The organism is Chitinibacter sp. ZOR0017 (assembly GCF_000799095.1).
Lineage (GTDB): Bacteria > Pseudomonadota > Gammaproteobacteria > Burkholderiales > Chitinibacteraceae > Chitinibacter > Chitinibacter tainanensis.
Map to the genome: position 1 here is coordinate 62,297 of NZ_JTLG01000034.1, position 24,277 is coordinate 86,573.

The window sequence follows — 24,277 nt, forward strand, 5'->3', positions numbered from 1 at the left end:
CGGTGCTTGCACAGGCCGATTGATGCACCAACCCGCATTCAGCCTAGCTGATGCGGGTTTTTTCTTGTCCGCAGATTTATTGCACGCGCACGTCATAAAAAAATGGCCTTTGGTGGTTTTTTTCCAGACAGTTTCATAATTGGCCACTACAATTCGTCAAAATTATGAAAGCTTGCAGTTATTTATTCCATGCGCATCAAACCCAAACCAGCCCTACTTTTGCTGTGCAGCTATATGCTGGCCGCCTGGCTCAGCATTCGGCTCGGCACCATTCAATCGGCCTATCTGGTCGTGATCTGGCTGGCATCTGGCATTGCAATGATGGGAGCGATTCAGCTCGGCCGCCAAGCCTATACGGTGATTCTCATTGGTCATGTCTTAATTAACTTCGCGCTGTATCGACAAAGCCAGCAACAATGGTTCACCCTTTTTCCAGCCCTCTTAGTGTCCGGCGGGATTGATGCGCTGCAAGCTTGGCTGGGCAATTATTACTACCGACGTACCAGGCGTTATTTTGGGGCCGAATTTTGGCAAAAAGCCGCTCAATTGCCCCGCATCTGGTATCAAATCTGCGCCATTCCCGTTCTGCTCACCACTCCGCTGCTCGTACTACTCTGGTATGGCATGGGTTTAATCCAGGCCCATAACTGGTCCGAATGGGCAATGATCACCTTCATTCAGGCGCTCAGTAACTTCGCGGGCGTTCTATTGTTGCTGCCACTACTGGAAGATTGGCGCCAACAACGCCTGCAACCGGTCTTGCGCCAAGGTCTGCCGCTGCTTGTCGGCCTGTCGCTTTTGGTAGGCGTAGCGCTCTTTGTCGATCGTCATCTGATGATTCTGAGCTTGCCGGTCATGTTGTACATCGCCATACGCCACCAAATTAGCGGGGTGCATTTGGGCTTGCTGCTAGTTGGACTGTTATGCGCACTAGGCGGGCATTTTGGTGGCAGTGGATTTATTGGTGACACCCCCACCGAGACCTTCTTGAACCTGCAGCTGTTTATCTTCTCGCTGGCCTTCACTTTTCAGTTTCATGCCCTGATCCAGCAGGAAAAAGCCCAACAAACTGCGAATTTGGAAGCCGAAGTCGCCGCACGCACCAATGCCTTGATGCAGGCCAACAAGCATTTATCGGAGTTAGCCACCACTGATGAGCTCACTCAGGTCTACAATCGCCGCGAATGGCAACGTCGCTGCGCCGAGGCCGTAGTACGTGCCCGGCGCTATAAACAAGCACTTTCGATCATTTTGCTCGATATCGATCACTTCAAAAAAATCAACGACCAGCATGGCCATTTATTGGGCGACTTGGCGCTTAAGCACTTGAGCCGCTTATGTAGCCAGCATCTGCGCGCCATCGATACCTTTGCCCGCTGGGGAGGCGAGGAATTTGTGATTTTGCTACCTGATACCGAGCTGGAACAAGCCAATCTGGTGGCTGAAAAAATCCGTGGCCTGATTGAGCGCAACCCCTTATTGGTTGATCAGCGCCCGCCCATTCACTTCACCATTAGCCTTGGTGTAACCGCGCTCAGCGTCATGGACCTGACCCTGGATGACCTGCTGGGGCGCGCTGATGAAGCCTTGTATGTGGCCAAAGCCAGTGGGCGCAATCGCGTTATTAATTCAGCCAGTGTCAGCACCAGCTACCTCAGCCCCGGCAGCAGTCATCACCGCTGAATACAGCGCGCGCTAAAATCGCTACAATTCTTTCTTTTGAGCGGAAGCTACGATGTCAGCGATTGTCGTCTTCGATTTTGGCGGGGTGCTGTTTGATTGGAACCCAAGCTATCTGTATGAATCGCTGCTGCCCGATCCGGCCGAGCGCGAGTGGTTTTTGCGCGAAGTCTGCAATCCGTCCTGGAATATCGAGCAAGATCGTGGCCGCACCATTGCCGAAGCCGTGGCACTAAAATCGGCCGAATATCCAGCCTACGCGGCGCAGATCGCCGCTTTTTATGCGCGCTGGCCGGAAACTTTGCGCGGCTTATTGCCCGAGGGAATGGCGCTTTTTGACGCGCTGCGCGCGGCGGGCTATCCGGTCTTTGGGCTTACCAACTGGTCGGCCGAGACTTTCCCGTATGCGTGGGAGCATTATCCCTTCCTGCACACCCTGCCCGACATCGTGGTATCTGGCCGCGAGGGTTTAATTAAGCCAGATCCAGCCATATACCACCTGATGTATCAGCGCATCCTGCGCCATCACCCAAATGCCAAACCGGCTGATTTGTATTTTATCGATGATTCCGCCGCCAATGCCGCCGGCGCGAGCGCGGTGGGCTGGCATGGCATTCATCACACCAGCGCGGCCAACACCGCGGCCATTTTGCGCGCCGAAGGACTGATATTTTGAGTAAGCCCCGCATCACCATTCACTACTGCACCCAATGCAACTGGATGCTGCGCAGCGCGTGGCTGGCGCAGGAACTCCTGAGCACTTTTGCGTTCGAAATAGGTGAAGTTGCACTCCAACCCGGCACGGGCGGGGTTTTTCTGATTCACTGTGATGGGCAGCTAATCTGGGATCGTCAGCTTGATGGTGGTTTCCCGGAAGCCAAGGTGCTTAAACAGCGTGTGCGTGATCACATCGCGCCAGATAAACCATTGGGTCATGCCGACAGACCGGCGGCTTCGTTTTAACGTCCCGCCAGACTGTGATACTTTACCGGCATGCGCAGAATACTGTTTTATCCCTTGCTATGTAGCCTTCTGATCAGCCCAGCCTGGGCCGACATATACAAATATGTCGATGAGAATGGCAATGTCACGTTCACCAACACCCCGGTGAAAGGCGCGGTGCGCATTATGAGCGAACCTGCCCCCCGTCGAGCAGAGAGCAGTGGTGGCGGCAGCAGCAGCGCCACCCAGCCCCGCGCCAATAAAGTGAATGTGCCCTCGCCGGCCAATTTCCCGCGCGTGGATGCCGCCACCCAGAAAAGCCGCGACACCAACCGCCGTCAGATCCTGAATGACGAGCTCACCAGCGAGCAAAATGCACTCGCCATGGCGCGCAAAGCGCTGCAGGAAGCCGAGAGCACCAAATCCGCCGACGAAAAAGCCAACCCCAAACTTTATCTGGATCGCATCGGCCGCCTGCGCGAAACCATCGTGATGCACGAAAAAAATACCGCCGCCCTGCAGGCTGAAATCTCGCGGATGCGCTAAATGCACACAGGCTAGAAAAAAACGCACCATTTCGGTGCGTTTTTTGTATGCTTAAACCACAAAGATCCCAAAAATTGTTGGCCTGAGTTTTGCTTTAGGCTGGCAGCACTCTTGGTTGTGGAGCCATACAATGAGCCACCCTGCTTTTGCCGGGCTAGATTTTCTGGATGCCGCCGTGATCGCCACCGATCAGGATGGCCGCATCTGCTATGCCAACCCCACCGCTGTGAGTTTGTTTAACCTTCGCGCGCTGGAATTGCCGCACTTGGTGCACTGTTTTGGCGAGCTCAGCCCGATTGTGTCAGCGGCGCAGGCCGCACTGCAACAAAATATATCCATCACCGAGCATGAATTGGTGGTGCCCGGGGTAGAAGGCGATATGTATGTCACGCTAGAAGCCACCCCGATCGAATCACCGGCAGCCAGCCTGCTGCTGGAAATCCGCCGTATCGACCAACAGCGCCGGATTGTGAATGAAGAGCGGCTACAAGCCCAGCAGCAAGCCAATCGCGAGCTGATCCGTAATCTGGCCCACGAAATCAAAAACCCATTGGGCGGGATTCGGGGGGCGGCACAACTCCTGGCGCACGAATTACCCGACCCGCAGCTCAAGGAATACACCCAGGTTATCGTGGATGAAGCCCTGCGCCTGCAAAGCCTGCTGGATCGCCTACTCACGCCGCATCGGCTGCCGCAGCTCAAAGAGCTGAATATCCATGAGGTGCTAGAACGCGTGCGCAGTCTGGTGCTAGCCGAAACGCCCAACGGGCTGGCGGTGAAGCGCGATTACGATACCAGCCTGCCCTCGCTGATCGCCGATAAAGAACAGCTGATCCAATCAGCGTTGAACATCGTGCGTAATGCCATTCAGGCCATGAGCGGCATTGGTGAAATCCAGTTACGCACCCGGATTGCCCGGCAGGTCACACTCAATCGCCGCCGCTATCCGCTGGCGCTGAAGATCGAAATCACCGACAACGGCCCGGGCATTCCCGAGCATCTCACCGAAACACTGTTTTACCCGCTGGTGTCCGGCCGCCCGGGCGGCACCGGTATCGGTCTGCATCTGGCGCACACCTATGTGGCGCAACACCACGGCACGATTGAATTCGACAGCCGCCCTGGGCAAACCACTTTTACCATCTTGCTGCCACTGAATGCGTGGCAAAAACAGGACTAAACCATGAATACAGTCTGGATCATTGATGACGACCGCTCGATCCGCTGGGTATTTGAAAAAGCCCTGTCGCGCGAAAATATTGCTCATGCCACCTTTGCTTCGGCCACCGAAGCCTTAAACCGCATGGAATACGAGCAGCCGCAAGTCATCATCAGCGATATCCGCATGCCCGGCGAATCGGGGCTGGCCTTGCTGGAAGTAGTGAAACGCGATCGGCCGCAGATTCCGGTGATTATCATGACCGCGCATTCCGATCTGGATAGCGCGGTATCAGCCTTTCAGGGCGGTGCGTTTGAATATCTACCCAAGCCCTTCGACGTGGATCAGGCCATCGCTCTCATCCGCCGGGCGCTGCAGGAGAGCGAACAGCTGCAAGATCAACCAGAGCCCGCGGCCAGCGTGCCGGAAATGCTGGGTCAGGCGCCAGCCATGCAGGAAGTCTTTCGCGCCATCGGCCGGCTTAGCCAATCGGCGGCCACGGTGATGATCACCGGCGAATCGGGCAGCGGGAAAGAGCTAGTGGCCCGCGCCCTGCATCGCCATAGCCCACGCGCCAATAAGCCGTTTGTGGCGATCAATAGCGCGGCTATTCCCAAAGATCTGCTCGAATCCGAGCTGTTTGGCCATGAGCGCGGCGCTTTTACCGGTGCGGATGCCAAACGGGTTGGGCGTTTCGAACAAGCCGAAGGCGGCACGCTGTTTCTGGATGAAATCGGGGATATGCCGCTGGATTTGCAAACCCGGCTATTGCGCGTGCTCTCGGATGGCTATTTTTATCGCGTGGGTGGCCATCAGCCGATCAAAGCCAATGTGCGCGTGATCGCCGCCACGCACCAGCATCTGGAAGAACGCGTAAAAGCCGGCCAGTTTCGCGAAGACCTCTTTCACCGTCTGAATGTCATTCGTCTGCGCCTACCGCCGCTGCGCGAGCGTAGCCAAGATATTCCGCTGCTGGCCAAGCATTTTCTGCAACGCTCGGCTCAAGAGCTGGGGGTAGAAACCAAGCGGCTGGCGGATGCCGCCATGGCCTGGCTCACCAGCTTTGCTTTTCCGGGCAATGTGCGCCAGCTGGAAAACATCTGCCACTGGATTACCGTGATGGCGCCTGGCCAAGTGGTTGAAGCTGCTGATTTACCACCCGAACTGCTGGAGCAGCAAGGCCATAGCCTGCCGGTGAGCGGTGATTGGCGGCAGGCGCTGAGCCAAGAGCTCAGTCTGCGCCTGACTCGCGGCGATACCCGGGTGCTGGACGACATCACTCCTGCATTTGAGCGCACAGTGATCGAAGTTGCACTGATACATACCGGGGGTAAACGCATAGAGGCCGCAGAATTACTAGGCTGGGGGCGCAATACCCTTACTCGTAAAATCCAAGAGCTGGGGATGGAAGAAAACGCCTAAGCGGCAAGCAGCCAAAGCGGGCCCAATAAAAAACCAGCCATAAGGCTGGTTTTTTATTTCTGTTATTTCTGGGCAGATCGGCCCGGCTACATCATGGATGGCCGAATGAGGGCTTAGCGAATCTCGAAAATTTTACCGAAGTTGGCAATATCCAACACCGATTTCACGGTGCCTTTGCAGTTAACCAAAGTCACTTTGCGACCGCTGGCGCGCTCATTCAAAAGCAGCAACATGCCCAGGGCGGCCGAATCCATGTAATCCACCTCGGCGAAATCCAGTTCAATTTCGGTAAGGCCGGCTTGTTCCAGCACACTGGTGGTCGCTTGTTTGAATTCGCGATGCGATTCGAAAGTGAAGTTTCCTTTCATCGCAATCTGGCCACGGCCTTGGTCAAAATTGATCTGTGTTTGCATAACCGGTCTCAAATGCTGAATAGTTTTATCAGCATTAGTCTATTGCAGCGGGCGGGCAGTCGGCAAATTGGATCGGCCAGCCTTCCCTTCCGCGCAACAATAACCAATTATTTCTCGACAAAGGCCCGTTCGATCACGTAATCGCCCGGCTCGCCGATACGTGGCGACACCACAAAACCCAGCTCATCCAAGAGTTGGCACGTATCTTCCAGCATCGCCGGGCTGCCGCACAGCATGGCCCGATCGGTTTGTGGATTAAGCTGTGGCAGGCCCAGATCCGCCGCCAATTTGCCTGAACGAATCAAATCGGTCAGCCGGCCCTGATTACGAAATGGCTCGCGGGTCACGGTTGGGTAGTAAATGAGCTTATCGCGCACCATATCGCCAAAATACTCATTATTCGGCAGCTCATGCTCGATGTATTCGGCATAGGCGAGCTCGCTGACTGTGCGCACGCCATGCACCAAAATAATCTTATCAAAGCGCTCGTAAGCTTCCGGATCTTTAATCAGGCTCATAAACGGCGCCAAGCCCGTACCGGTGCTCAGGTAATACAGATGTTTGCCCGGTTTCAGATCGGACAGCACCAGCGTGCCGGTCGGCTTACGGCTCACCAGCAATTTATCGCCTTCTTGTAAATGCTGCAGGCGCGATGTGAGCGGGCCATTGGGCACTTTAATACTGAAAAACTCGAGGTTTTCTTCGTAATTGGCGCTGGCAATCGAATACGCGCGCACCAGTGGTTTATCGTCGACTTCGAGGCCAATCATTACAAATTGGCCGTTTTCAAAGCGCAATGATTCATCGCGGGTGGTGGTAAAACTAAACAGCGTGTCATTCCAGTGGCGCACGCTTAAGACGGTTTCATGGGCAAATTTAGACATCAGCTCAACCTTTCAGGGCACTTTGCAGCGCCGGAATCACAGTAAACAGATCGGCCACCAAACCATAGTCGGCCACTTTGAAAATCGGCGCATCCGGGTCAGTATTCACGGCCACGATGATTTTCGCGTCTTTAATCCCGCCCACGTGCTGGGCGGCGCCGGAAACACCAAAGGCGATATACAGCTCAGGCGCAATCACCGTGCCGGTCTGGCCCACTTGCCAATCATTGGGCGCCATGCCGCTATCCACGGCAGCGCGGGTGGCGCCGATGGCGGCCCCAAGTTGTTCAGCCAGCGGAGTAAGCGTGGCGTGGAAGGCTTCTTTGCTCCCGAGCGAGCGGCCGCCGGAAATCACAACTTTCGCGGTGGCGAGCTCTGGCCGATCGGAGACCGCCAATTCGCGGCGCACAAAGCGCGCTTTAGCTGCGTCGCCGGTACCGGCCACAGCCACCACTTCGGCAGCACCGCCTTGCAGCTCGGCCGGCGCAAACGTCGTAGGCCGAATGGTGAGCACCAACTGCCCCGCGGGCGCGGCCACGGTGGCGTTCAGATTACCGGCGTAGATCGGCCGCACAAACCGGCGTGGCGCCAAAATCTGCGTCACTTCCGACACCATCGCCACATCCAGCAGCGCCGCCACGCGAGGCAATAGGTTTTTACCAAAGCTGGTCGCCGCAGCGACGATGGTTTGGTAATCGGCGGCCAGCTGGCGCACCAACGGGCTCAGATTTTCGGCGATGCCCTGTGCATATTCAGGGGCGTCGGCCACCAGTATCTTGCTCAAGCCTTTTATTTCTTTGGCTTGCAGGGCAACACCCCGGATATTCTCGCCAGCGAGCAATACATGCACCTCACCGCCCAACTGTGCCGCCGCGCTAATCGCAGAGCGCGTGGCGGTTTTCAAACCGTTTGCATCAATTTCCGCAATCACTAATACGCTCATGACAGCACCTTTGCTGCGCGCAGCGCAGCCACTAATTCATCAACATTCCCCAACACGCGCCCGGCGGGACGAGCGGGTGGTTCATTCACCGCTTCCAGCGTGAGCGCAGGTGCATCCACCGTGCCCAATTCGGCCAACGGCAGGGTTTCCAGCGGTTTTTTCTTCGCCATCATCAGCGCGGGCAGCTTGATAAAGCGCGGATCGTTCAGGCGCAAATCAGCGCTGATCACAGCCGGCAGATTCAGCTGCAGTGTTTCCTGCCCGCCATCGATTTCGCGCACCACGGTGGCCACACCATCGGCCAGCGTAATCGCCGAGGCAAACGTGGCTTGCGGCCAATCCAGCAGCGCCGCCAGCATTTGTGCGGTTTCCGCCGCATCGTCATCAATGGCCTGCTTGCCGGTCAGCACCAGCTGTGGGTCTTCGCGCGCCACCAGCGCCTTGAGCGCTTTGGCGGTTTGCAGGCTACCGAGCGTGTGTTCGGTTTCAATTAGCAAGGCGCGATCGGCGCCCATCGCCAGCGCGTGACGCAATACATCCTGATTGGCGGCGCTCCCGATGGCCACGGCCAGCACTTCAGTCGCGAGGCCCGCTTCTTTCAGCCGCACGGCGGCTTCCAGCGCGTTTTCATCAAAAGGGTTAATGCTCATTTTGACGCCGGCCGTTTCCACATTGCGGCCATCGGCCGTCGGGCGCACGGTGACTTGATAATCAATCACCCGCTTGATCTGCACCAAGATTTTCATGTTCTATTTCCTGTGAAGGGCCGGATCGGATTAAGCTGCCGGCTGCAAAACTAACTTGGCAACCATTCTAGGCCAGCGGTACAATATCTGTAAATACGATTAAATTTAATTAATATATTGCATTCATAGATATAGGAATTCGTCATGAGCGATCGGGAACAGATACAGTACGACGTAGTGATTGTCGGTGGCGGCCCGGCCGGGCTAGCCGCAGCGATCCGGCTCAAGCAGTGCAATGCGGCGCTGAATGTCTGTGTGCTGGAAAAAGGTGCACAGCTGGGTGCGCATACGCTATCTGGCGCGGTGATCGATCCGGTGGCGCTGGATGAATTGCTCCCCACTTGGCGCACCCAGGCTCCACAGCTAGCCACCCCGGTTACGCAAGACGAATTTTTGTGGCTGGATGAAGATCAGGCCTTTCGCCTGCCGAGCGCCCTGCTGCCCAAGCCGCTACACAATGAGGGCTGTTTCATTGTGAAGCTGGGTGAAGTGGTGGCTTGGCTGGGTGAGCAAGCTGAAGCGCTGGGGGTGGAAATCTACCCCGGCTTTGCTGCCACCGAAGTGCTGTACGACGCACAAGGTGCCGTGCGCGGGATTGCCACCGGCGATATGGGCATCGCCAAAAACGGCCAGCCCAAGGTCGATTTCACCCGCGGCATTGAAATTGTGGCCGCCTATACCCTGTTTGCCGAAGGCGCGCGCGGCTCGCTGGCCGCCGAGCTGGAACAGCACTTTGCCCTGCGCAAGGCAGCTGACCCGGCGCATTATGGCCTGGGCGTAAAAGAAGTTTGGCAAATTCCGGCCGCGCAGCATCAATTGGGCAAAGTAGTACATGCGCAAGGCTGGCCGCTGGATAATCAAACCGGCGGCGGCGCGTTTATCTATCATCTGCCCAATCAGCAAGTAGCGATTGGCTATGTAGTGCACCTCAATTATCGCAACCCGTATCTGTCGCCATTTGATGAATTGCAGCGCTTTAAAACGCATCCGGCGATTCGCCCGCTGCTGCAAGGCGGCAAACGCATCGCCTATGGCGCGCGGGCGATTAGCGAAGGCGGCTGGCAATCGCTGGGCGAGCTCACCTTTCCGGGCGGCGCCATCCTGGGCTGCAGTGCGGGGCTATTGAATGTGCCGCGCATTAAAGGCACCCACAATGCCATTCGCTCGGCCATGTATGCAGCCGAAGCGGTGAGCGAGGCCATCGCCGCCGGCCGCCAGCATGACACACTGAACGCCTACCGCGAGCGCCTAGCGGCCTCGCCGGTAATGGCCGAATTGCATGCAGTGCGCAATATTAAACCTGCCCTCACCCGTTTTGGCACCCTGGCCGGAACCCTGTATGCGGGCTGTGAGATGTGGTTGCAACAGCTGGGGCTGAGTGTGCCGTGGACTTTACACCATCGTCAGCCTGATCATCTCTACCACCTGCCGATGAATGAAGCCACGCCGATTGCTTATCCCAAACCAGATGGCGTGCTGACGTTTAGCAAGCTGGATTCGCTGGCGCTGGCCAATGTTTCGCACGAACACGATCAACCGGCCCATCTGCGCCTGCGCGATCCCGAGCTGATTACCCCGGTGCACCTGCATAACGATAGCCAGGCCGAATGCCATTATTGCCCGGCGGGCGTGTATGAAATTGTGCAACTCAATGGCCAGCGGCAATATCAGATCAATGCGCAAAACTGCTTGCACTGTAAAACCTGTGATATCAAAGACGCGAAGCAGAATATTCAGTGGACAGCGCCCGAAGGCGGCGGTGGCCCGTTGTATGCGGGGATGTAAGTATGACGGGTATAGGTCTACAGGCCATTTATATTAAAGCCTGCAGCCATATACACTAAGCCAGATCCTATGGCAGCAGTACATAGCAGCCAAGAAAAAAGGGAGCCGCAGCTCCCTTTTTTACGCTGAGCCCCAACGGGGCTCACGCCTTATTTCGCCAGCAAAATGCGCAGCATGCGACGCAGCGGCTCGGCCGCACCCCACAGCAGCTGGTCACCAATCACAAAGGCGCTCAGATACTCTGGGCCCATGTTCAGCTTGCGCACACGGCCCACGCCGATGTCGAGCTTGCCGGTGATCGCTGCTGGAGTCAGCTCTTTCACGCTGATTTCGCGATCGTTAGGTACCCATTTCACCCATGGATTGCCTTGCTTGATAATGCTTTCGATCTCGGCCAGTGGCAGATCTTTTTTCAGCTTGATGGTCAGTGCCAAGCTGTGGCAACGCATTGCGCCGATACGCACGCACAGGCCATCAACGGGAATCGTAGCGCTTGTGCCGAGGATTTTGTTCACTTCGGCCTGGCCTTTCCACTCTTCTTTGGATTGGCCGTTGTCGAGTTGTTTGTCGATCCACGGAATCAGGCCACCGGCCAGTGGTGCGCCGAAGTATTCGGTTGGCACGTCGGTGCGGATGGTTTCAGCCACTTTTTTGTCGATATCCAGAATCGCTGACGCTGGAGTGGCCAATTCAGCCGCCACCGAGTTGTAAACCACGCCCATGCCTTTGAGCAATTCGCGCATGTGGTTGGCACCACCACCCGAAGCGGCTTGGTAAGTCATTGATGACACCCAATCCACCAGGCCGGCTTTAAACAGACCGCCCATACCCATCAGCATGATCGAGTTGGTACAGTTGCCGCCGATGTAGTTTTTCACGCCTTTGGCCAATGCAGCCTGGATAACGTCATCATTCACCGGGTCGAGCACGATCACGGCGTCGTCTTCCATGCGCAAAGTCGATGCCGCATCAATCCAGTAGCCAGTCCAGCCGCTAGCGCGCAGTTGCGGGAAAATCGCAGTCGTGTAGTCACCACCCTGGCAAGAGATGATGACATCCATTTTGCTCAGCTCGGCGATGTCGTTCGCGTCTTTCAGCGTGCCCGCTTCTTTGCCAAAATTAGGCGCTGCCTGACCGGCTTGCGAGGTGGTGAAAAACACGGGATCGATCAGATCAAAATCTTTTTCTTCCTGCATGCGTTGCATCAGGACCGAACCCACCATACCGCGCCAACCGACTAAACCTACCCGCTTCATGCTTTTTTCCTTGTTGATTACTCGATACAGAGCGCCATCACTCGCCAGCCACAACTTCAGTTGCGCCCAAGTGCCGCGCATGTTGCCAGAGTACGCCATCCTAGCCGCGCTCTGCGGGGCAACAAACCATTGATATTAGTGAAATTCCGCATATCTGGCTAGCGCCTTTCGGGTAAGATCGGCCGCAAAATCCGTCAGACCGAAAAAAATATGACGATTCGATGTGAATCGTGTATTTTCTGTCCGAACTTACAAGAAAAGCCAGCATAAGACATAGCCCGTGGAGACCGAGAGCATGAGCACTGCACCGCAAGCCCGGCAATTTACCAACCCGATTTTGGTAGCCGCTGCCCAAAAAGTGGAAACCGAACAATTGCAGATGCTGGCGCTGGATTTGGCCTTTCGCATCGAAATGGCGCTGAACTGTGGCCTAGCCCAGCAAATTGACCAATTTCGTGAAAACAGCGAAGGCATGCCTTTTTTCCTGCGCCACCTGCTGCGCGATTTGCGCGCCCTCGATCAAAAAGACAGCGCGCTCTCGGCTCCGCTGAAGCGCCGTCTACGCGTCGCGCTGCAACCACACGATCAAACCGGCTCCTTCAAACGTACCCTGCTGGCCAATGAGCCGGGCCAGCTAAGCTCGCTGGCGGTGCGCTAATGCGCTTGGTCATTCAACGTGTGAGCCAGGCGCAGGTTAGCGTCGCTGGCGAGATCGTCGGCCAGATTGGCCGCGGCGCACTGGTACTGGTGGGCATCACGCATGACGATGACCACGCCGATATTGATTACCTGGTCAATAAACTCGCCAACCTGCGTATTTTTGATGATGAAGCCGGGGTTATGAATCGCTCTTTGCTCGATACCGGTGAAGCCGTGCTGGCGGTCAGTCAGTTCACCTTGTATGCCAGCTGCAAAAAGGGCAACCGCCCCAGCTGGAGCGCCGCCGCCCCTGGCGCAATCAGCGAGCCGCTGTTCAATCAGTTTGTCGCCAGCCTAAGCCAGAAACTGGGCCAAGCCATTCCCACCGGCCGTTTTGGGGCTGACATGCAGGTCAGCTTGACCAACGATGGGCCGGTGACCATTCTGCTGGATTCGAAACAGCCCGCCTAAGCCCATTGCGGTAATCCCCTATTTGCCGGCCTGCGGGGCCGGCGTAGAGTAAATTCAAACGCGCCGATTTGACGACAGATTGCAGGGCGCGCAATAAATGTCTGCTAAAGCGTGCTGTTTGCCACGCCTGTCGTGGTTTTTTTGCGCCTATTAATCGACAACTTGCGGGGCGCAAGGCCGTTGGCCGGAAGTACCGCTAAAGCGTCGGTGATCAGTGATCACCGGCAAATTCATTGGAGTTTGCCCATGTACGACTGTCTTGAACTGCCTGCAACACCCTCACAGGCCAACCTTGAAGTGACCTCTCGCGTGTCTGTTGCCGACCCATTGCGCCGCTGGCGCAATCACCCCCGGCTGGTATTGCGGCTGAGCCCGCACACCGCGCCCCATCGCTTGCAACTGGCCTATGCGGCCGCAGTGAGTTTAGGCTTACCCACCCAGAATCTGCCCGATGGCCGGCTCTTGGTGCTGGATCTCACACTGGAAGAGGCGCTGGTGTTCAACAGTCGTTTTGCCGACCTGCTGGGTCATTACGAACCGGCCCGTCACCAGCCGCGCTAAGCGGGGGCACGGGCCCCCATGGAGCGCCATGCCAAAACGATTTAACGATGCCAAAGCCACGCTCACCTTAGCGTGGCCGATTATGATCGGCCAGCTGGCGCAAACCGGCACTGCGTTTGTAGATGCGGTGATGGCGGGTCATGTTTCGGCCGGCGATCTAGCCGCCGTTTCGGTTGGTGCCTCGATCTGGACCACCCTGATTGTGACGCTGATGGGGCTGTTGCTGGCTATTAGCCCGCTAGCGGCGGCCAAAGTGGGTGCCGGCAAAGCAGCTGAATTACCAGCCCTGACCCAGCAAGCACTCTATCAGGCGCTGATCACCGGCGGCATCGCCATGCTGCTGGCCCATGCCCTATTGCCAGTGTTCGATCACCTCGGCCTGACCGCAGAAGTGGCCGATAAGGCCAAGCGCTTTCTGGCCGCGGTAAGCTGGGGCCTGCCGGCACTAGCGATTAGCCGAGTGCTGTATGGTTACAGCTCGGCGCTCAATCAAACCAAGCCGATGATGGTGATTGCGCTAATCGCGCTGGCGCTGAATGTGCCGGCGAACTGGATTCTGATCTACGGCCATTTTGGTGCGCCAGCACTCGGCGCAGTCGGTTGTGGCTGGGCCACCGCACTGTGCATGTGGGCCAGCGCGCTGATGTGGTGGCTGTGGATTCGCAGCGCGGCGGTGTACCGCGGCACACATCCCTTTGATACCCTGCGGGGTATTCATTGGCCAACCCAATGGCAGCTGGCTAAGCTGGGCATACCCATTGGTTTGATGTTTTTTATTGAAGTCAGCGCCTTTAGTCTGATCGCCTTGCTAATCGCCCGCCTAGGCACGACCGCGGTTGCAGCCCATCAGGTGGCACTCAATTTTGCCTCCTTGCTGTTTATGATCCCGATGGCCATCGGCACCGCCCTCACCGTCCGGGTGGGGCAAGCGGTGGGGGCCAATGACTGGCAGCAGGCACGCCTGATCGGGCAAAACGGTGTGCGGCTAGGCCTTTTGGTGGCCGGAGTCGGTGCGGCGCTAACCATGCTGTTTGGCGAGTTTATTGCCGGCTGGTATACGCAGGATGCCGCTGTGCTGGCCTTGGCCACCCAGCTCTTGGTGCTGGCCGGGATTTTCCAGTTTTCGGATGCCACTCAGGTGGTGGCCAGCGGCGTGCTGCGCGGCTATCAATCCACCCGCCTGCCGATGCTGCTGCATATGCTGGCGTTCTGGCTGGTGGGCATGCCACTGGGCTATGCGCTAACCTTTGGCTTCGGCCCAATTAGCGGGATGGGACCACGCGGCTACTGGATTGCCTTGGTGGTAGCCTTGACCTGCGCAGCGCTCTCCCTGCTAATACTATTTGGCCGCCTGAGCCGTGCCCGCCTACGCCAGCATGCCTAGGCAAAGATACATCGACTAGGTATTGCCCCAAAAGCCTTTACAAGCAATTGCCAGAAGGCAATACCCCAATAAAAAACCGGGCCTGTCCCGGTTTTTTTAACCTAATTCTTCTGTTGTTTAACTATTGGGCTCACCCCAGCGCGTCATTAGCTGCTGCGGCACGCCCAGCTGATCCAAGATCCGCGCCACTACAAAATCCACCAGCTCATCAATCGATTGCGGATGATGATAAAAGCCCGGATTCGGCGGCAAAATCACCACCCCCAGCCGTGACAGTTTGAGCATATTTTCCAGATGAATAGCAGAAAACGGCGTTTCGCGGGGCACCAGCACCAGCGTTTTGCGCTCTTTAATCATCACATCAGCCGCGCGTTCGACCAGATTATCCGAAGCCCCATTGGCGATCGCCGACAAAGCCCCCATCGAGCACGGCACCACCACCATGCCGTCGCCGGGATTGCTGCCCGAGGCCATCGGCGCGAACCATTCCTGCTGCCCATACACTTGCAGCTGCTGCGGATCGGCCAGCTGATACTGCGCGCGCAGCTGCTCGGCCAAATCAGCCGCCCGGGCTGGCCAGTGCAGATCGAGCTCTTGCCGCGCCACAATTTGCGCCACCTGGCTATACACCAGGCGCACCTGGCAGCCGGCCGCGAGCAGGCATTCCAGCGTACGCAGGCCATAGGGCAGGCCCGAGGCGCCAGTGAGCGCCACCGTGATTACTTTGCTCATGCGTCTCTCTCTTGTAAATCCGCTTGGGCCGGCCAGCGGCGCAAAAGTTGCTCCGCCACCATGCCATTGACCAAACCAAACACTAAACCCATCCCGAGCAAGATGGGAATCAAATACACAATGCCGTTATGCGGAATCAGCCACAGCCGCGCTAAGAGCAGCTGCCCAGCGGTATGCGCGATGGCCGACAACAAAGACAGGCTCACCAGCCCAAACCAGCGCCGCGGCAAATATTGCGCTACCGCCAGCACCAGCAAACTGCAAGCGCCGCCGGCAAGGCTCAGGGCAAAACCGGGCGAGAAAATCCCCCCCAGCACAATACTCGCCCCCAGAATGCGTAGCACACTCACCCACGCTGCCGCCGCCCAGCCCAGCCGTGTGAGCGCCAGCAAAGTCACGATATTCGCCAGCCCCGGTTTCACGCCGGGAATCGGCGAAGGTATACCGGATTCCAGCACGGCTAGGGCAATCGCAATCGCCGCCAGCCGTGCAATCTGTTGATCCTGGGCCGTTACCTGCAAACGCTGCGCGGCAGAATCAGTAGCTGAGGCTGTCATAAGGGCGGGCTTGCTGGCCGGTGAGTTCGATACTGGTGCGATTGGGCAAACAAATTGCCGCCTGCCCGGCTTGCTGCAGCCAACCAGCTTTCACACAATACTGCCGCGGGCTAGGGTCTTGGGCAATGCGGGCTTTTCCCTGCCGCACTTCCACCACGGTAGTACCCAGTGGGCCAGGCACCGCCAAGGTGCGCTGGGCCAGCAAATCCAGCTCAGCGTAAAGTTGCCCATCCTGATAGATCCGCACCCGCGTGGCGCCGGGCTGCTGCCAGCTCCAGTGCGTGAGCACTGCCCACAGCAGCACACAAAGCGCAAGCAAACACCAGTCGCCCACGCGTAAACATCGCCACAGCTCAGTGCCCATGCTGCTCGCGATGCCGCAGCAAGACCTGCCGCGAACGGGAGAAATGTCGGCGCAATTCTTCAGCCAAATACACCGAACGATGCTGACCGCCCGTGCAGCCAATTGCCACCGTTACATAGCTGCGCTGATCGCGCTCGAACTCGGGCAACCAGCGCTCCAGAAAGCCCAGAATATGCGTCAGATACGGCCCAACGCTGGGCTGGCGCATCAGAAAATCCGCCACTGGCTGATCCATGCCGGTGAGCGGGCGCAAGGCCGGATCATAATAGGGATTGGGGAGGCAGCGGGCGTCAAACACAAAATCGGCATCCAGCGGAATGCCGTGCTTAAACCCGAAGGATTCAAAAATCAGCGTGACCTTGGCTGCATCAACGGCGATAAACTCGCGCACCCACAACCGCAACTTCGCCGCCGACATGCCGCTGGTATCGATACAGTGGGCGAGTTCGCGCACTTCAGCCAGCATTTCGCGCTCCATGGCGATACATTCAGCCACCGTGAGCGCACCGTTTGACAGTGGATGACTGCGGCGGCTTTCGGAATAGCGGCGCACGATAGTATCGACATCCGCCTCCAGAAACAGACCGCGCACATCTAAACCCATGGCTTTCATTTCAGCCAGACGTTCGGGTAGGCTAGTGAGATTGTGCGCACTGCGGGCATCCACTGCAATTGCGACCCGTGGATAGCCATCCTGATCCAGCATCGAGACCGCGTCACGGATCAGGGGTGCGGGCAGATTATCCATGCAGTAGTAGCCCATATCTTCCAGCGCCCGCAAAGCCACGGATTTGCCGGCGCCCGAAAGACCAGACAGCAGGATTAACTGCTGATGGTGAAGCGGCACTTGGGTAGTGGTTGGCATTTACTCCCCCATTTCCATGAATTTCTGGTGGCGCTCGATAAACTCGCGCGTGGAATCGATCCCGCGCAATTGCAAAATATAATTGCGCACCGCCGACTCAACCAGCACCGCCAGATTACGGCCGGCGGCTACCGGAATCACCAATTTGCGCACCGGCACATCCAGAATCGCCTGGGTAGCCGCCTGCATCTGCAGCCGATCGACCGGCGTGAGCGATTCACCACCGGCTTTGGCCAAATGGATAATCAATTTCAATGTTTTCTTGGGCCGCACCGCCGTCTCACCAAAAATGGTGCGAATATTCAGCACCCCAATCCCACGCACTTCCAGGAAATCGCGCAACATCGGCGGGCAGCGCCCTTCCAGGGTTTCCGGGTTGGTGCGATACACCTCGACCACATCATCGGCCACCAAGCCATGGCCGCGTGAAATCAGCTCGAGCGCCAATTCGGATTTACCCATGGATGACTCACCGGTAAGCAATACGCCCACCTCCAGCACATCCATAAATACCCCATGCAGGTGTGTCGATACAGCCAGCGCCTTACTTAGGTAGTAGCGCAATACCTCCATTAAATACGGAGATTGCTCAGGGCTAGTGAGCAAAGGTACATGATGACGCTCGGCCGCATCGCGCAAGGCATCGGGTACCACTTGGCCGTTGGCGACAATCATGGCCGCCATTTCATTGCCAAAGAGCTGATTCAAGCTACTGAGCTGCACCTCTGGGGATAGCGCATTGAGGTAAGCGACTTCGGCAATCCCGAGTACTTGAATCCGGTTGGGGTGCACAAAATTCAAATGCCCAACCAGCGACAATGAGGGCTTTTGCTCACTTTCGTCATTCGAGAGCAGATTATTTGCCCCAGATTGACCGGCAACCCAGGTGAGGCGCAATTTTTCGGCGTTATCAATAAACAGCTGGCGGGCAGTAATCTGTGGCATACCGGTCTCAAAAAAAAACTGCATCGGCACATGGATGCAGTTTTGATTATGAAGCAGGCCAGTGGCTGGCGTCCAGCCAAGCTGGCCGAGTCAATTAGGCAAAATCGGCGCCGTAGGGCTCCCAGCTGGCGATCCGCTCCCAGACCTGATGCGCTTCGGTCATGGTGTTTAGCTCTTCACGCAACTGCTTGTCGGAAAACAGCTGCGCCAACTCGGACAGAATCTGCAAATGCAGATCGGTGGCATTGGCTGGCACCAGCAGCACAAAAATCAAAGCCACAGGCTTGCTATCTGGGGCATCAAATGGAATCGGCTCTTTCAGGCGTACAAACGCACCGGTGGCTTCTTTCAGACCTTTGATCCGGCCGTGTGGAATCGCCACGCCTTGGCCAAGGCCAGTGGAGCCCAGTTTTTCGCGGGCAAACAGGCTATCGAAGATCACGCTGCGCGCGATGCCATGGCTATTTTCAAACACGATCCCCACGTGCTCGAACACCCGCTTCTTGCTTCCCACATCCAGATCGAGAAACACATTGGTGGTTGGCAGGATTTTGGTAATGAGGCTCATGGTGTTGGTGTATTTCCTTATGGTCGAACTATTGTACTTGCCTTGCGGGCAAACAAAAACGGGAACGACTCGCGGCGTTCCCGTTGTATTGCCTACGCAACGTAATTATTCTTCGGCCACCGCCTGATGTTTCAGCGCCTCATTGCGATGCGAAGAGAGCTTTTCTTTGTGTTTGACCAGCTGGCGATCCAGTTTGTCCATCAGGACATCAATCGCGGCATACAGGTCTTCCTCAATCGATTCAATGTGGATGTCTTTACCACTGACATGCACGGTAACCTCGGCTTTGTGCTGCAGTTTATCAACCGCCAGAATGACCGTTGCATCGATCACGTTGTCAAAATGACGAATCACGCGTTCGATTTTACTGCTCACGTAATCGCGGATAGCTGGAGTAACTTCAAGATGATGACCGCTGATATTGAGGTTCATATTATTGCTCCTTCGTTTTTATGCGCCCATTACAGGCTTTTGCGCTGACTGGCAGGCGCGATACCTAACGCCTCCCGATATTTAGCAACGGTGCGCCGCGCAACTGCCACACCCTGCTTTGCGAGTTCTTCCGTTATAGCATTATCGGATAACGGTTTCTGTGCATTTTCCTGCTGGACCAGCTGTTTGATCAAAGCTTTGATCGCGGTCGCCGAGTTTTCCCCACCGCTGTCATTTTCAACATGACTACCGAAGAAATATTTGTACTCCAAAACCCCGCGGGGTGTCAGCATAAATTTTTGCGTTGTCACCCGCGAGATAGTGGATTCATGCAAATCCAGCTCTTCGGCGATGTCCCGTAGCACCAAGGGTTTCATCGCCACTTCGCCATATTCAAAGAACGCTTGCTGCCGCGCCACAATCGCTTGCGCCACGCGCAAAATAGTATTGCCACGCTGCTCAATGCTTTTAATTAACCAGCGCGCTTCCTGCAGCTGGCCTGCCAAACTCTCGCCAGCTTGCCCCTGCAACACCCGCGCATACATCTCATTAACTTTCAGCTTGGGTTGCGCCGCCTGATTCAGCCGTACCGACCAGCGGCCGCGCACCTTTTGCACCAGCACATCCGGCACAACATAGCGGGCCGTTTCGCCCCCCCAATTGGCCGCCGGACGCGGGTTCAAACTACGAATAATCTGCTGCGCTTCTTTTAACTGGACTTCATTGCACTGCAAAAGTTTCTTTAAACGAGTGAAATCCCGTACCGCGAGTAATTCCAAGCCTTCTAGCAACACCCGTTTAGCTAACTCTACCGTAGGGCTGGGCGGCAATTGTTTGAGCTGGAGCAATAAACACTCGCCCAGCGAGCGCGCGCCGACGCCCAATGGCTCCAGCTGCAATAAATGCTGATGTGCGATCTGCAGTTCAGCCATTTCCAGCTCAAGCTCCGCGACGAACTCCGCTGGCAGCTGCTCAAATACTTCTTCTAGCGACACCGGCAATAAGCCATCGTCGTCCAGCGCTTCAATGAGCATGGTGAGCAAAGCAAAATCACGGGAAGGTAAAGCCAGCAAGCGAGCTTGCGCCAACAGGTGATCACGCAGGCTAAGTTCAATGGCAACCCGCAGCGTGGGATCATGCTCGTCATCATCATCAAACGATTGGCTACCACGCACCTCATCCCAGCGCAGCCCATCATCTTCAAAATCATCACGCTCGTTGGCGCTGGTGTCTTGGGCTTCGCTGGCATCGGCACTATCCAGACCATGGTCTTCGCGTTCGAGCAGCGGATTGTCAGCGAGGTACTGCTCGATTTCCTGTTGAAAATCCAGCGTAGAGAGTTGCAGCAGTTTGATCGACTGCTGAAGTTGTGGCGTGAGGTTGAGCTGCTGCGCCATGCGCAGCTGCAGACTTTGCTTCATAAACTGCGGCCAGTGATGCTACATACGGAAATGCTCGCCCAAATACACGCGGCGAACATCTTCATTATTCACAATCTCGGCCGGTTTACCAGCCGCCATCACGGCCCCTTCGGAGATGATATAGGCGCGGTCACAAATCCCGAGGGTTTCTCGTACATTGTGATCGGTAATCAGCACCCCGATGCCCCGCTCTTTCAAAAAGCCAATAATGCGTTGAATATCAATCACCGCAATCGGGTCTACCCCGGCAAATGGCTCATCCAGCAACACAAACTGCGGGTTGGAAGCCAGTGCGCGGGCGATCTCCACCCGGCGGCGCTCACCGCCTGACAAACTCATGGCATTGCTGTTGCGCAAATGCCCCACATGCAGGTCATGCAGCAAGGCATCGAGTCGCTCGGCGATCTCGGTTTTGTCCTTGTAATGCAGCTCCAGTACCGCCTGAATGTTTTCCGCTACGGTCATTTTGCGGAAAATCGACGCCTCTTGCGGCAAATAACCCAAGCCCAAACGCGCCCGCTGGTGAATAGGCTGCTGGCTAACATCAACGCCATCGAGTTCAATCCGGCCCTCATCCATGCGCACGAGGCCCACAATCATGTAGAAGCTGGTGGTTTTACCGGCACCATTGGGGCCCAAGAGGCCCACCACTTCACCGCTGCTGACTTCGAGCGAGACATCACGCACCACCGTGCGTTTTTTGTAGGACTTTTGTAGATGCTGGGCTTTCAGCGTACTCATTGGCTAACTTCTTTCTTGGCTGGCTGGCTGGCGTCTTTTTTCTTCGGGTTCAGCGTGATATTCACCCGACCGCCCGCCTTACTTTGCGCTTGGTAAAACTCGGTATTCATGTCGTAGGTAATTTTATCGCCCACCACCAAATCCTGATTACGCTTAACCCAGGCTTTGTCCATCAACACCAGAAAACCCTTTGCGCCGTCGTAATCAAAGCGGAGTGCTTCGGCATCCAGTGGCTCACCCGAATCCAGCCGCTGCTTGAAACGCACCGGGCGGCCTTCACCTTGAGCAAACTGATGGCCTTGTTCATCTTGCCGCGTGGTCAGTTTATCGGCCCGCATCACCATCGTGCCCTGCGTCACGACGACATTGCCGGTACAGACGCTTTGCTGGGTCTTTTGATCCATCACGCAGTTATCCGCCACGATATTCATCGGTTTCTCGCGGTCGGCAGTTTCGGCCCACGCAGAATTAGCGAGCAGCAGTGCCAGTAAGGGCAGCGCGAGCAGTCGGGACATAAGTCATTCTCACTTTGGATAGTAAATTCAGAGTTTGCTGGGCATTATCGGCGATAAAGCCCACCGCTTCGGCATGATGCGGGCCCATATCCGCCACCACCGGCGTGCTAGCGCGGGCGATGCTGGTCGCCTGATCATAAAACACATCGCTACTGCGCACGACCAATTCAGCTTGCTGGCCGAATGCCGCACGGCGTAGTTCTGTCGCATCTTCAAACCAAACCTGCGAGGCTTTGTTGGTGGTTTTCGCCCGCACGCCGGTCACCACAATATTGGGTTTACCCGGTTCAGTCTGGGTGAGCTTTGGCTGTTTAAACAGCAGCGTGTCATTGGCCCGCAGGTGTTTCACTTCCTGCGCGATCAGCGTCGAGCGGATCTGCCCTTGCTCGTCAAAGCGCTGCAATACCCCCAGATTTACAATCATATCCGGGGTATTGGGGTCGGCCTCGACCGTAATGACGGTTTGAATCGCAGCCCGGCTCAAGCCCCAGATCAGGGCCCCAACCAGCAGCAGCAACACAAGGGGCAGCGCCCAGATGGTTAAACTACGCAAGCGTTTTCCCCTGCCAGCCCATTAAGCCAGATACGGCGCTAAAGCCGCATCCAGTGTACCTTGGCTGGCCATAATCAATTCGCAGACTTCGCGCACTGCGCCATGCCCGCCCTGGCGGCCAGTCACATAATGCGCGTGCTGTTGCACCAGCTCTGGCGCAGCCGGCACGGCCACCGCAAAGTGCACGCGCCGCATGACGGGCAGATCAATCACATCATCCCCCATATAACCGCATTCTTCAGCGCTCACGCCCGCTTCGGCGAGCAACTTCTGGAAAGTTTGCAGTTTGTCATGGGCGCCTTGATGCAGAAAATCAATCCCCAGATTACGCGCCCGGTGCTCTACCAAGCGTGAATTACGCCCGGTAATAATCGCCAGCTTCACGCCGGAATTTTTCAGCATTTTCAAACCGTGGCCATCCAGCGAATTAAACGCCTTCAGCTCTTCACCGGCATCGGTATAGTACAAGCCGCCGTCGGTCATCACACCGTCAACGTCGAAAATCATCAGTTTGACTTGCTTGGCACGCTCAATCATGGCTTCTCTTTATGGGGTATCAGTCTGAAATCTATTTATTAAAAGGCGTAGCGGGCTATACCCTACACCACACGTGCTTTGAGCAAATCATGCATATTAATCGCGCCCACCAGCCGGCCTTGCTCCACCACCAGCAGGCCATTCACCCGGCGCGCCTCCATCACAGCCGCGGCTTCAGCCGCTAGGCGCTGCGCTTCAATCGTCACCGGAGCCGGGCTCATCACCTCGCGTACCGGCGTCGTGCGTAAATCAATATCGCGATCAATGGTGCGGCGTAAATCGCCATCGGTATAAATCCCGCACAGCTGTCCGGCCTCGTCCACAATCGCGGTCATGCCCATGCCTTTGCGGCTAATTTCCATCAGCGCATCGCGCAGCGTGACATCATGCTGCACTACCGGCAAGGCCTCGCCCGCGTGCATCAAATCTCGCACATGTACCAGCAAACGCCGGCCTAGCGAGCCCCCCGGATGCGACAGCGCAAAATCTTCAGCTTGAAAACCGCGCGCCTCCAGCAAGGCCACAGCCAGGGCATCCCCCAGCGCCAATGCCGCAGTGGTGCTGGCGGTGGGCGCCAAATTGAGCGGGCACGCCTCTTCAGCCACACCGGCATCGAGGTGAATTTGCGCCTCACGCGCCATGGTCGAGCTCGGGTTGCCGGTCATACAGATCAGCGGCACCGCTAGGCGTTTCAGGCTAGGCAAGATCGCCAGCACTTCGTCGCTTTCGCCCGAATTAGAGAGCAGCAAGACCACATCTTGCCGGGTAATCATGCCGAGGTCGCCATGCGCCGCCTCGCCCGGATGCACAAAAAACGCTGGCGTACCGGTGCTGGCCATGGTGGCCGCGAGCTTGCGGGCGATGTGGCCCGATTTACCCATCCCCATCACCACCAGCCGCCCCGGGCACTGCAAAATCAGTGCACAGGCAGCCGCGAATCGCTCATCCAGCCGCTGGGCCAGTGCCGTAATGGCTTGGGCCTCAATGGCCAATACCCGGTTGGCAGTTGCAAGCGCAGCAGTCATCTTAAAGAAAGCTCAAGCACAAATGAGCAGCAATTATAAAAGAGCCAGCCCATTCTGTAACCGGCAAAGCGGCAAATTGCCATGCCAATCTGCCCCGCACGCCCAGCGGCGTTGCAAGAAAAACGCAAAGAACGTGCCAACTAGCCAATTAACGGCAGGATTTCATGCGCAAGACATGCTGCGCCGGTATA

At 56.6% G+C, this 24,277-nt stretch carries 29 protein-coding genes; 11 read left to right on the forward strand and 18 right to left on the reverse strand.

The genetic code is table 11. The features are described 5' to 3' along the window. Positions 1 to 189 precede the first annotated feature (189 nt). The 6 genes from L991_RS16580 (at position 190) to ntrC (ending at position 5,749) form a co-directional block, all read left to right on the forward strand. Positions 190 to 1,683 carry a diguanylate cyclase gene (locus L991_RS16580; protein ID WP_052190831.1) on the forward strand — a complete coding sequence of 498 codons (1,494 nt, stop codon included), beginning with the start codon at positions 190 to 192 and terminating at the stop codon, positions 1,681 to 1,683. Between the two features lie 52 nt (positions 1,684 to 1,735). Beyond that, positions 1,736 to 2,356 carry an HAD-IA family hydrolase gene (locus tag L991_RS11375; protein WP_047395441.1) on the forward strand — a complete coding sequence of 207 codons (621 nt, stop codon included), beginning with the start codon at positions 1,736 to 1,738 and terminating at the stop codon, positions 2,354 to 2,356. Next, positions 2,353 to 2,643: a SelT/SelW/SelH family protein gene (locus tag L991_RS11380; protein WP_028448751.1), complete on the forward strand. Its 291-nt coding sequence runs from the start codon at positions 2,353 to 2,355 to the stop codon at positions 2,641 to 2,643. Before L991_RS11375 ends, L991_RS11380 begins: the two co-directional genes overlap by 4 nt. A 30-nt stretch (positions 2,644 to 2,673) precedes the next feature. Next, on the forward strand, positions 2,674 to 3,168 hold the full coding sequence (locus tag L991_RS11385; protein ID WP_047395444.1) for a DUF4124 domain-containing protein: 495 nt from the start codon (positions 2,674 to 2,676) through the stop codon (positions 3,166 to 3,168). 130 nt (positions 3,169 to 3,298) lie between these two features. Next, on the forward strand, positions 3,299 to 4,348 hold the full coding sequence (glnL, locus tag L991_RS11390) for a nitrogen regulation protein NR(II) (protein ID WP_028448749.1): 1,050 nt from the start codon (positions 3,299 to 3,301) through the stop codon (positions 4,346 to 4,348). Between the two features lie 3 nt (positions 4,349 to 4,351). After that, positions 4,352 to 5,749 carry a nitrogen regulation protein NR(I) gene (gene ntrC, locus L991_RS11395; protein WP_047395447.1) on the forward strand — a complete coding sequence of 466 codons (1,398 nt, stop codon included), beginning with the start codon at positions 4,352 to 4,354 and terminating at the stop codon, positions 5,747 to 5,749. Between the two features lie 113 nt (positions 5,750 to 5,862). Here the strand turns inward: ntrC and L991_RS11400 are convergent, their stop codons facing one another. The 4 genes from L991_RS11400 to L991_RS11415 form a co-directional block, all read right to left on the reverse strand. Continuing rightward, on the reverse strand, positions 5,863 to 6,162 hold the full coding sequence (locus L991_RS11400; RefSeq protein WP_028448747.1) for an STAS domain-containing protein: 300 nt from the start codon (positions 6,160 to 6,162) through the stop codon (positions 5,863 to 5,865). 107 nt (positions 6,163 to 6,269) lie between these two features. Then, positions 6,270 to 7,046, reverse strand: coding sequence for a ferredoxin--NADP reductase (locus L991_RS11405; RefSeq protein ID WP_028448746.1), 777 nt, complete (start codon positions 7,044 to 7,046; stop codon positions 6,270 to 6,272). A gap of 4 nt (positions 7,047 to 7,050) precedes the next feature. Next, positions 7,051 to 7,989, reverse strand: a complete 939-nt coding sequence (locus L991_RS11410) for an electron transfer flavoprotein subunit alpha/FixB family protein (RefSeq protein ID WP_047395451.1) — start codon at positions 7,987 to 7,989, stop codon at positions 7,051 to 7,053. Continuing rightward, entirely contained in the window at positions 7,986 to 8,735 is a 750-nt protein-coding gene (locus tag L991_RS11415; RefSeq protein ID WP_047395455.1) for an electron transfer flavoprotein subunit beta/FixA family protein, read from the reverse strand. The genes L991_RS11410 and L991_RS11415 overlap by 4 nt, the downstream gene beginning before the upstream one ends. Before the next feature lie 144 nt (positions 8,736 to 8,879). Between L991_RS11415 and L991_RS11420 the strand changes: the two genes are divergently transcribed. After that, the gene (locus L991_RS11420; RefSeq protein WP_047395458.1) at positions 8,880 to 10,520 is read left to right on the forward strand and encodes an electron transfer flavoprotein-ubiquinone oxidoreductase; all 1,641 of its coding nucleotides are present in this window, start codon (positions 8,880 to 8,882) and stop codon (positions 10,518 to 10,520) included. A 149-nt stretch (positions 10,521 to 10,669) separates the two neighbouring features. Here L991_RS11420 and asd read toward each other — a convergent pair whose 3' ends face one another. Next, positions 10,670 to 11,776: an aspartate-semialdehyde dehydrogenase gene (asd, locus tag L991_RS11425; protein WP_047395696.1), complete on the reverse strand. Its 1,107-nt coding sequence runs from the start codon at positions 11,774 to 11,776 to the stop codon at positions 10,670 to 10,672. A 295-nt stretch (positions 11,777 to 12,071) separates the two neighbouring features. Between asd and L991_RS11430 the strand changes: the two genes are divergently transcribed. The 4 genes from L991_RS11430 (at position 12,072) to L991_RS11445 (ending at position 14,831) form a co-directional block, all read left to right on the forward strand. After that, a complete protein-coding gene (locus L991_RS11430) occupies positions 12,072 to 12,434 on the forward strand; it encodes a hypothetical protein (RefSeq protein ID WP_047395461.1) in 363 nt (120 codons plus the stop codon). Next, entirely contained in the window at positions 12,434 to 12,886 is a 453-nt protein-coding gene (gene dtd / locus L991_RS11435) for a D-aminoacyl-tRNA deacylase (protein ID WP_047395464.1), read from the forward strand. Before L991_RS11430 ends, dtd begins: the two co-directional genes overlap by 1 nt. Before the next feature lie 246 nt (positions 12,887 to 13,132). Further along, positions 13,133 to 13,447: a hypothetical protein gene (locus L991_RS11440; protein WP_047395467.1), complete on the forward strand. Its 315-nt coding sequence runs from the start codon at positions 13,133 to 13,135 to the stop codon at positions 13,445 to 13,447. A gap of 28 nt (positions 13,448 to 13,475) precedes the next feature. Next, entirely contained in the window at positions 13,476 to 14,831 is a 1,356-nt protein-coding gene (locus tag L991_RS11445; protein ID WP_047395469.1) for an MATE family efflux transporter, read from the forward strand. 117 nt (positions 14,832 to 14,948) lie between these two features. Here L991_RS11445 and L991_RS11450 read toward each other — a convergent pair whose 3' ends face one another. From L991_RS11450 to L991_RS11510, 13 genes are all read right to left on the reverse strand, one after another. Continuing rightward, positions 14,949 to 15,563: a flavin prenyltransferase UbiX gene (locus L991_RS11450; RefSeq protein ID WP_047395473.1), complete on the reverse strand. Its 615-nt coding sequence runs from the start codon at positions 15,561 to 15,563 to the stop codon at positions 14,949 to 14,951. Further along, positions 15,560 to 16,120 (reverse strand): Gx transporter family protein, encoded by a 561-nt coding sequence (locus tag L991_RS11455; protein WP_047395475.1) that lies wholly within the window; start codon positions 16,118 to 16,120, stop codon positions 15,560 to 15,562. The genes L991_RS11450 and L991_RS11455 overlap by 4 nt, the downstream gene beginning before the upstream one ends. Beyond that, entirely contained in the window at positions 16,101 to 16,484 is a 384-nt protein-coding gene (locus tag L991_RS11460) for a NusG domain II-containing protein (RefSeq protein ID WP_047395477.1), read from the reverse strand. Before L991_RS11460 ends, L991_RS11455 begins: the two co-directional genes overlap by 20 nt. Next, positions 16,474 to 17,349: an RNase adapter RapZ gene (gene rapZ / locus L991_RS11465; RefSeq protein ID WP_052190833.1), complete on the reverse strand. Its 876-nt coding sequence runs from the start codon at positions 17,347 to 17,349 to the stop codon at positions 16,474 to 16,476. Before rapZ ends, L991_RS11460 begins: the two co-directional genes overlap by 11 nt. Then, positions 17,350 to 18,294: an HPr(Ser) kinase/phosphatase gene (gene hprK / locus L991_RS11470; protein ID WP_028448735.1), complete on the reverse strand. Its 945-nt coding sequence runs from the start codon at positions 18,292 to 18,294 to the stop codon at positions 17,350 to 17,352. Between the two features lie 94 nt (positions 18,295 to 18,388). After that, positions 18,389 to 18,862 carry a PTS sugar transporter subunit IIA gene (locus tag L991_RS11475; protein ID WP_028448734.1) on the reverse strand — a complete coding sequence of 158 codons (474 nt, stop codon included), beginning with the start codon at positions 18,860 to 18,862 and terminating at the stop codon, positions 18,389 to 18,391. Between the two features lie 105 nt (positions 18,863 to 18,967). Further along, entirely contained in the window at positions 18,968 to 19,294 is a 327-nt protein-coding gene (gene hpf / locus L991_RS11480) for a ribosome hibernation-promoting factor, HPF/YfiA family (RefSeq protein ID WP_028448733.1), read from the reverse strand. Between the two features lie 29 nt (positions 19,295 to 19,323). After that, complete coding sequence (locus L991_RS11485) at positions 19,324 to 20,715, reverse strand: RNA polymerase factor sigma-54 (protein WP_047395481.1); 1,392 nt, start codon at positions 20,713 to 20,715, stop codon at positions 19,324 to 19,326. Positions 20,716 to 20,733: 18 nt separating this feature from the next. After that, positions 20,734 to 21,456 (reverse strand): LPS export ABC transporter ATP-binding protein, encoded by a 723-nt coding sequence (gene lptB, locus L991_RS11490; protein WP_028448731.1) that lies wholly within the window; start codon positions 21,454 to 21,456, stop codon positions 20,734 to 20,736. After that, positions 21,453 to 21,971 (reverse strand): lipopolysaccharide transport periplasmic protein LptA, encoded by a 519-nt coding sequence (gene lptA, locus L991_RS11495; protein ID WP_047395484.1) that lies wholly within the window; start codon positions 21,969 to 21,971, stop codon positions 21,453 to 21,455. The genes lptB and lptA overlap by 4 nt, the downstream gene beginning before the upstream one ends. After that, positions 21,925 to 22,524: an LPS export ABC transporter periplasmic protein LptC gene (lptC, locus tag L991_RS11500; protein WP_047395486.1), complete on the reverse strand. Its 600-nt coding sequence runs from the start codon at positions 22,522 to 22,524 to the stop codon at positions 21,925 to 21,927. Before lptC ends, lptA begins: the two co-directional genes overlap by 47 nt. Before the next feature lie 21 nt (positions 22,525 to 22,545). Further along, positions 22,546 to 23,061 (reverse strand): 3-deoxy-manno-octulosonate-8-phosphatase KdsC, encoded by a 516-nt coding sequence (gene kdsC / locus L991_RS11505; RefSeq protein ID WP_028448728.1) that lies wholly within the window; start codon positions 23,059 to 23,061, stop codon positions 22,546 to 22,548. Between the two features lie 62 nt (positions 23,062 to 23,123). Then, positions 23,124 to 24,086: a KpsF/GutQ family sugar-phosphate isomerase gene (locus tag L991_RS11510; protein ID WP_047395489.1), complete on the reverse strand. Its 963-nt coding sequence runs from the start codon at positions 24,084 to 24,086 to the stop codon at positions 23,124 to 23,126. Positions 24,087 to 24,277 lie beyond the last annotated feature (191 nt).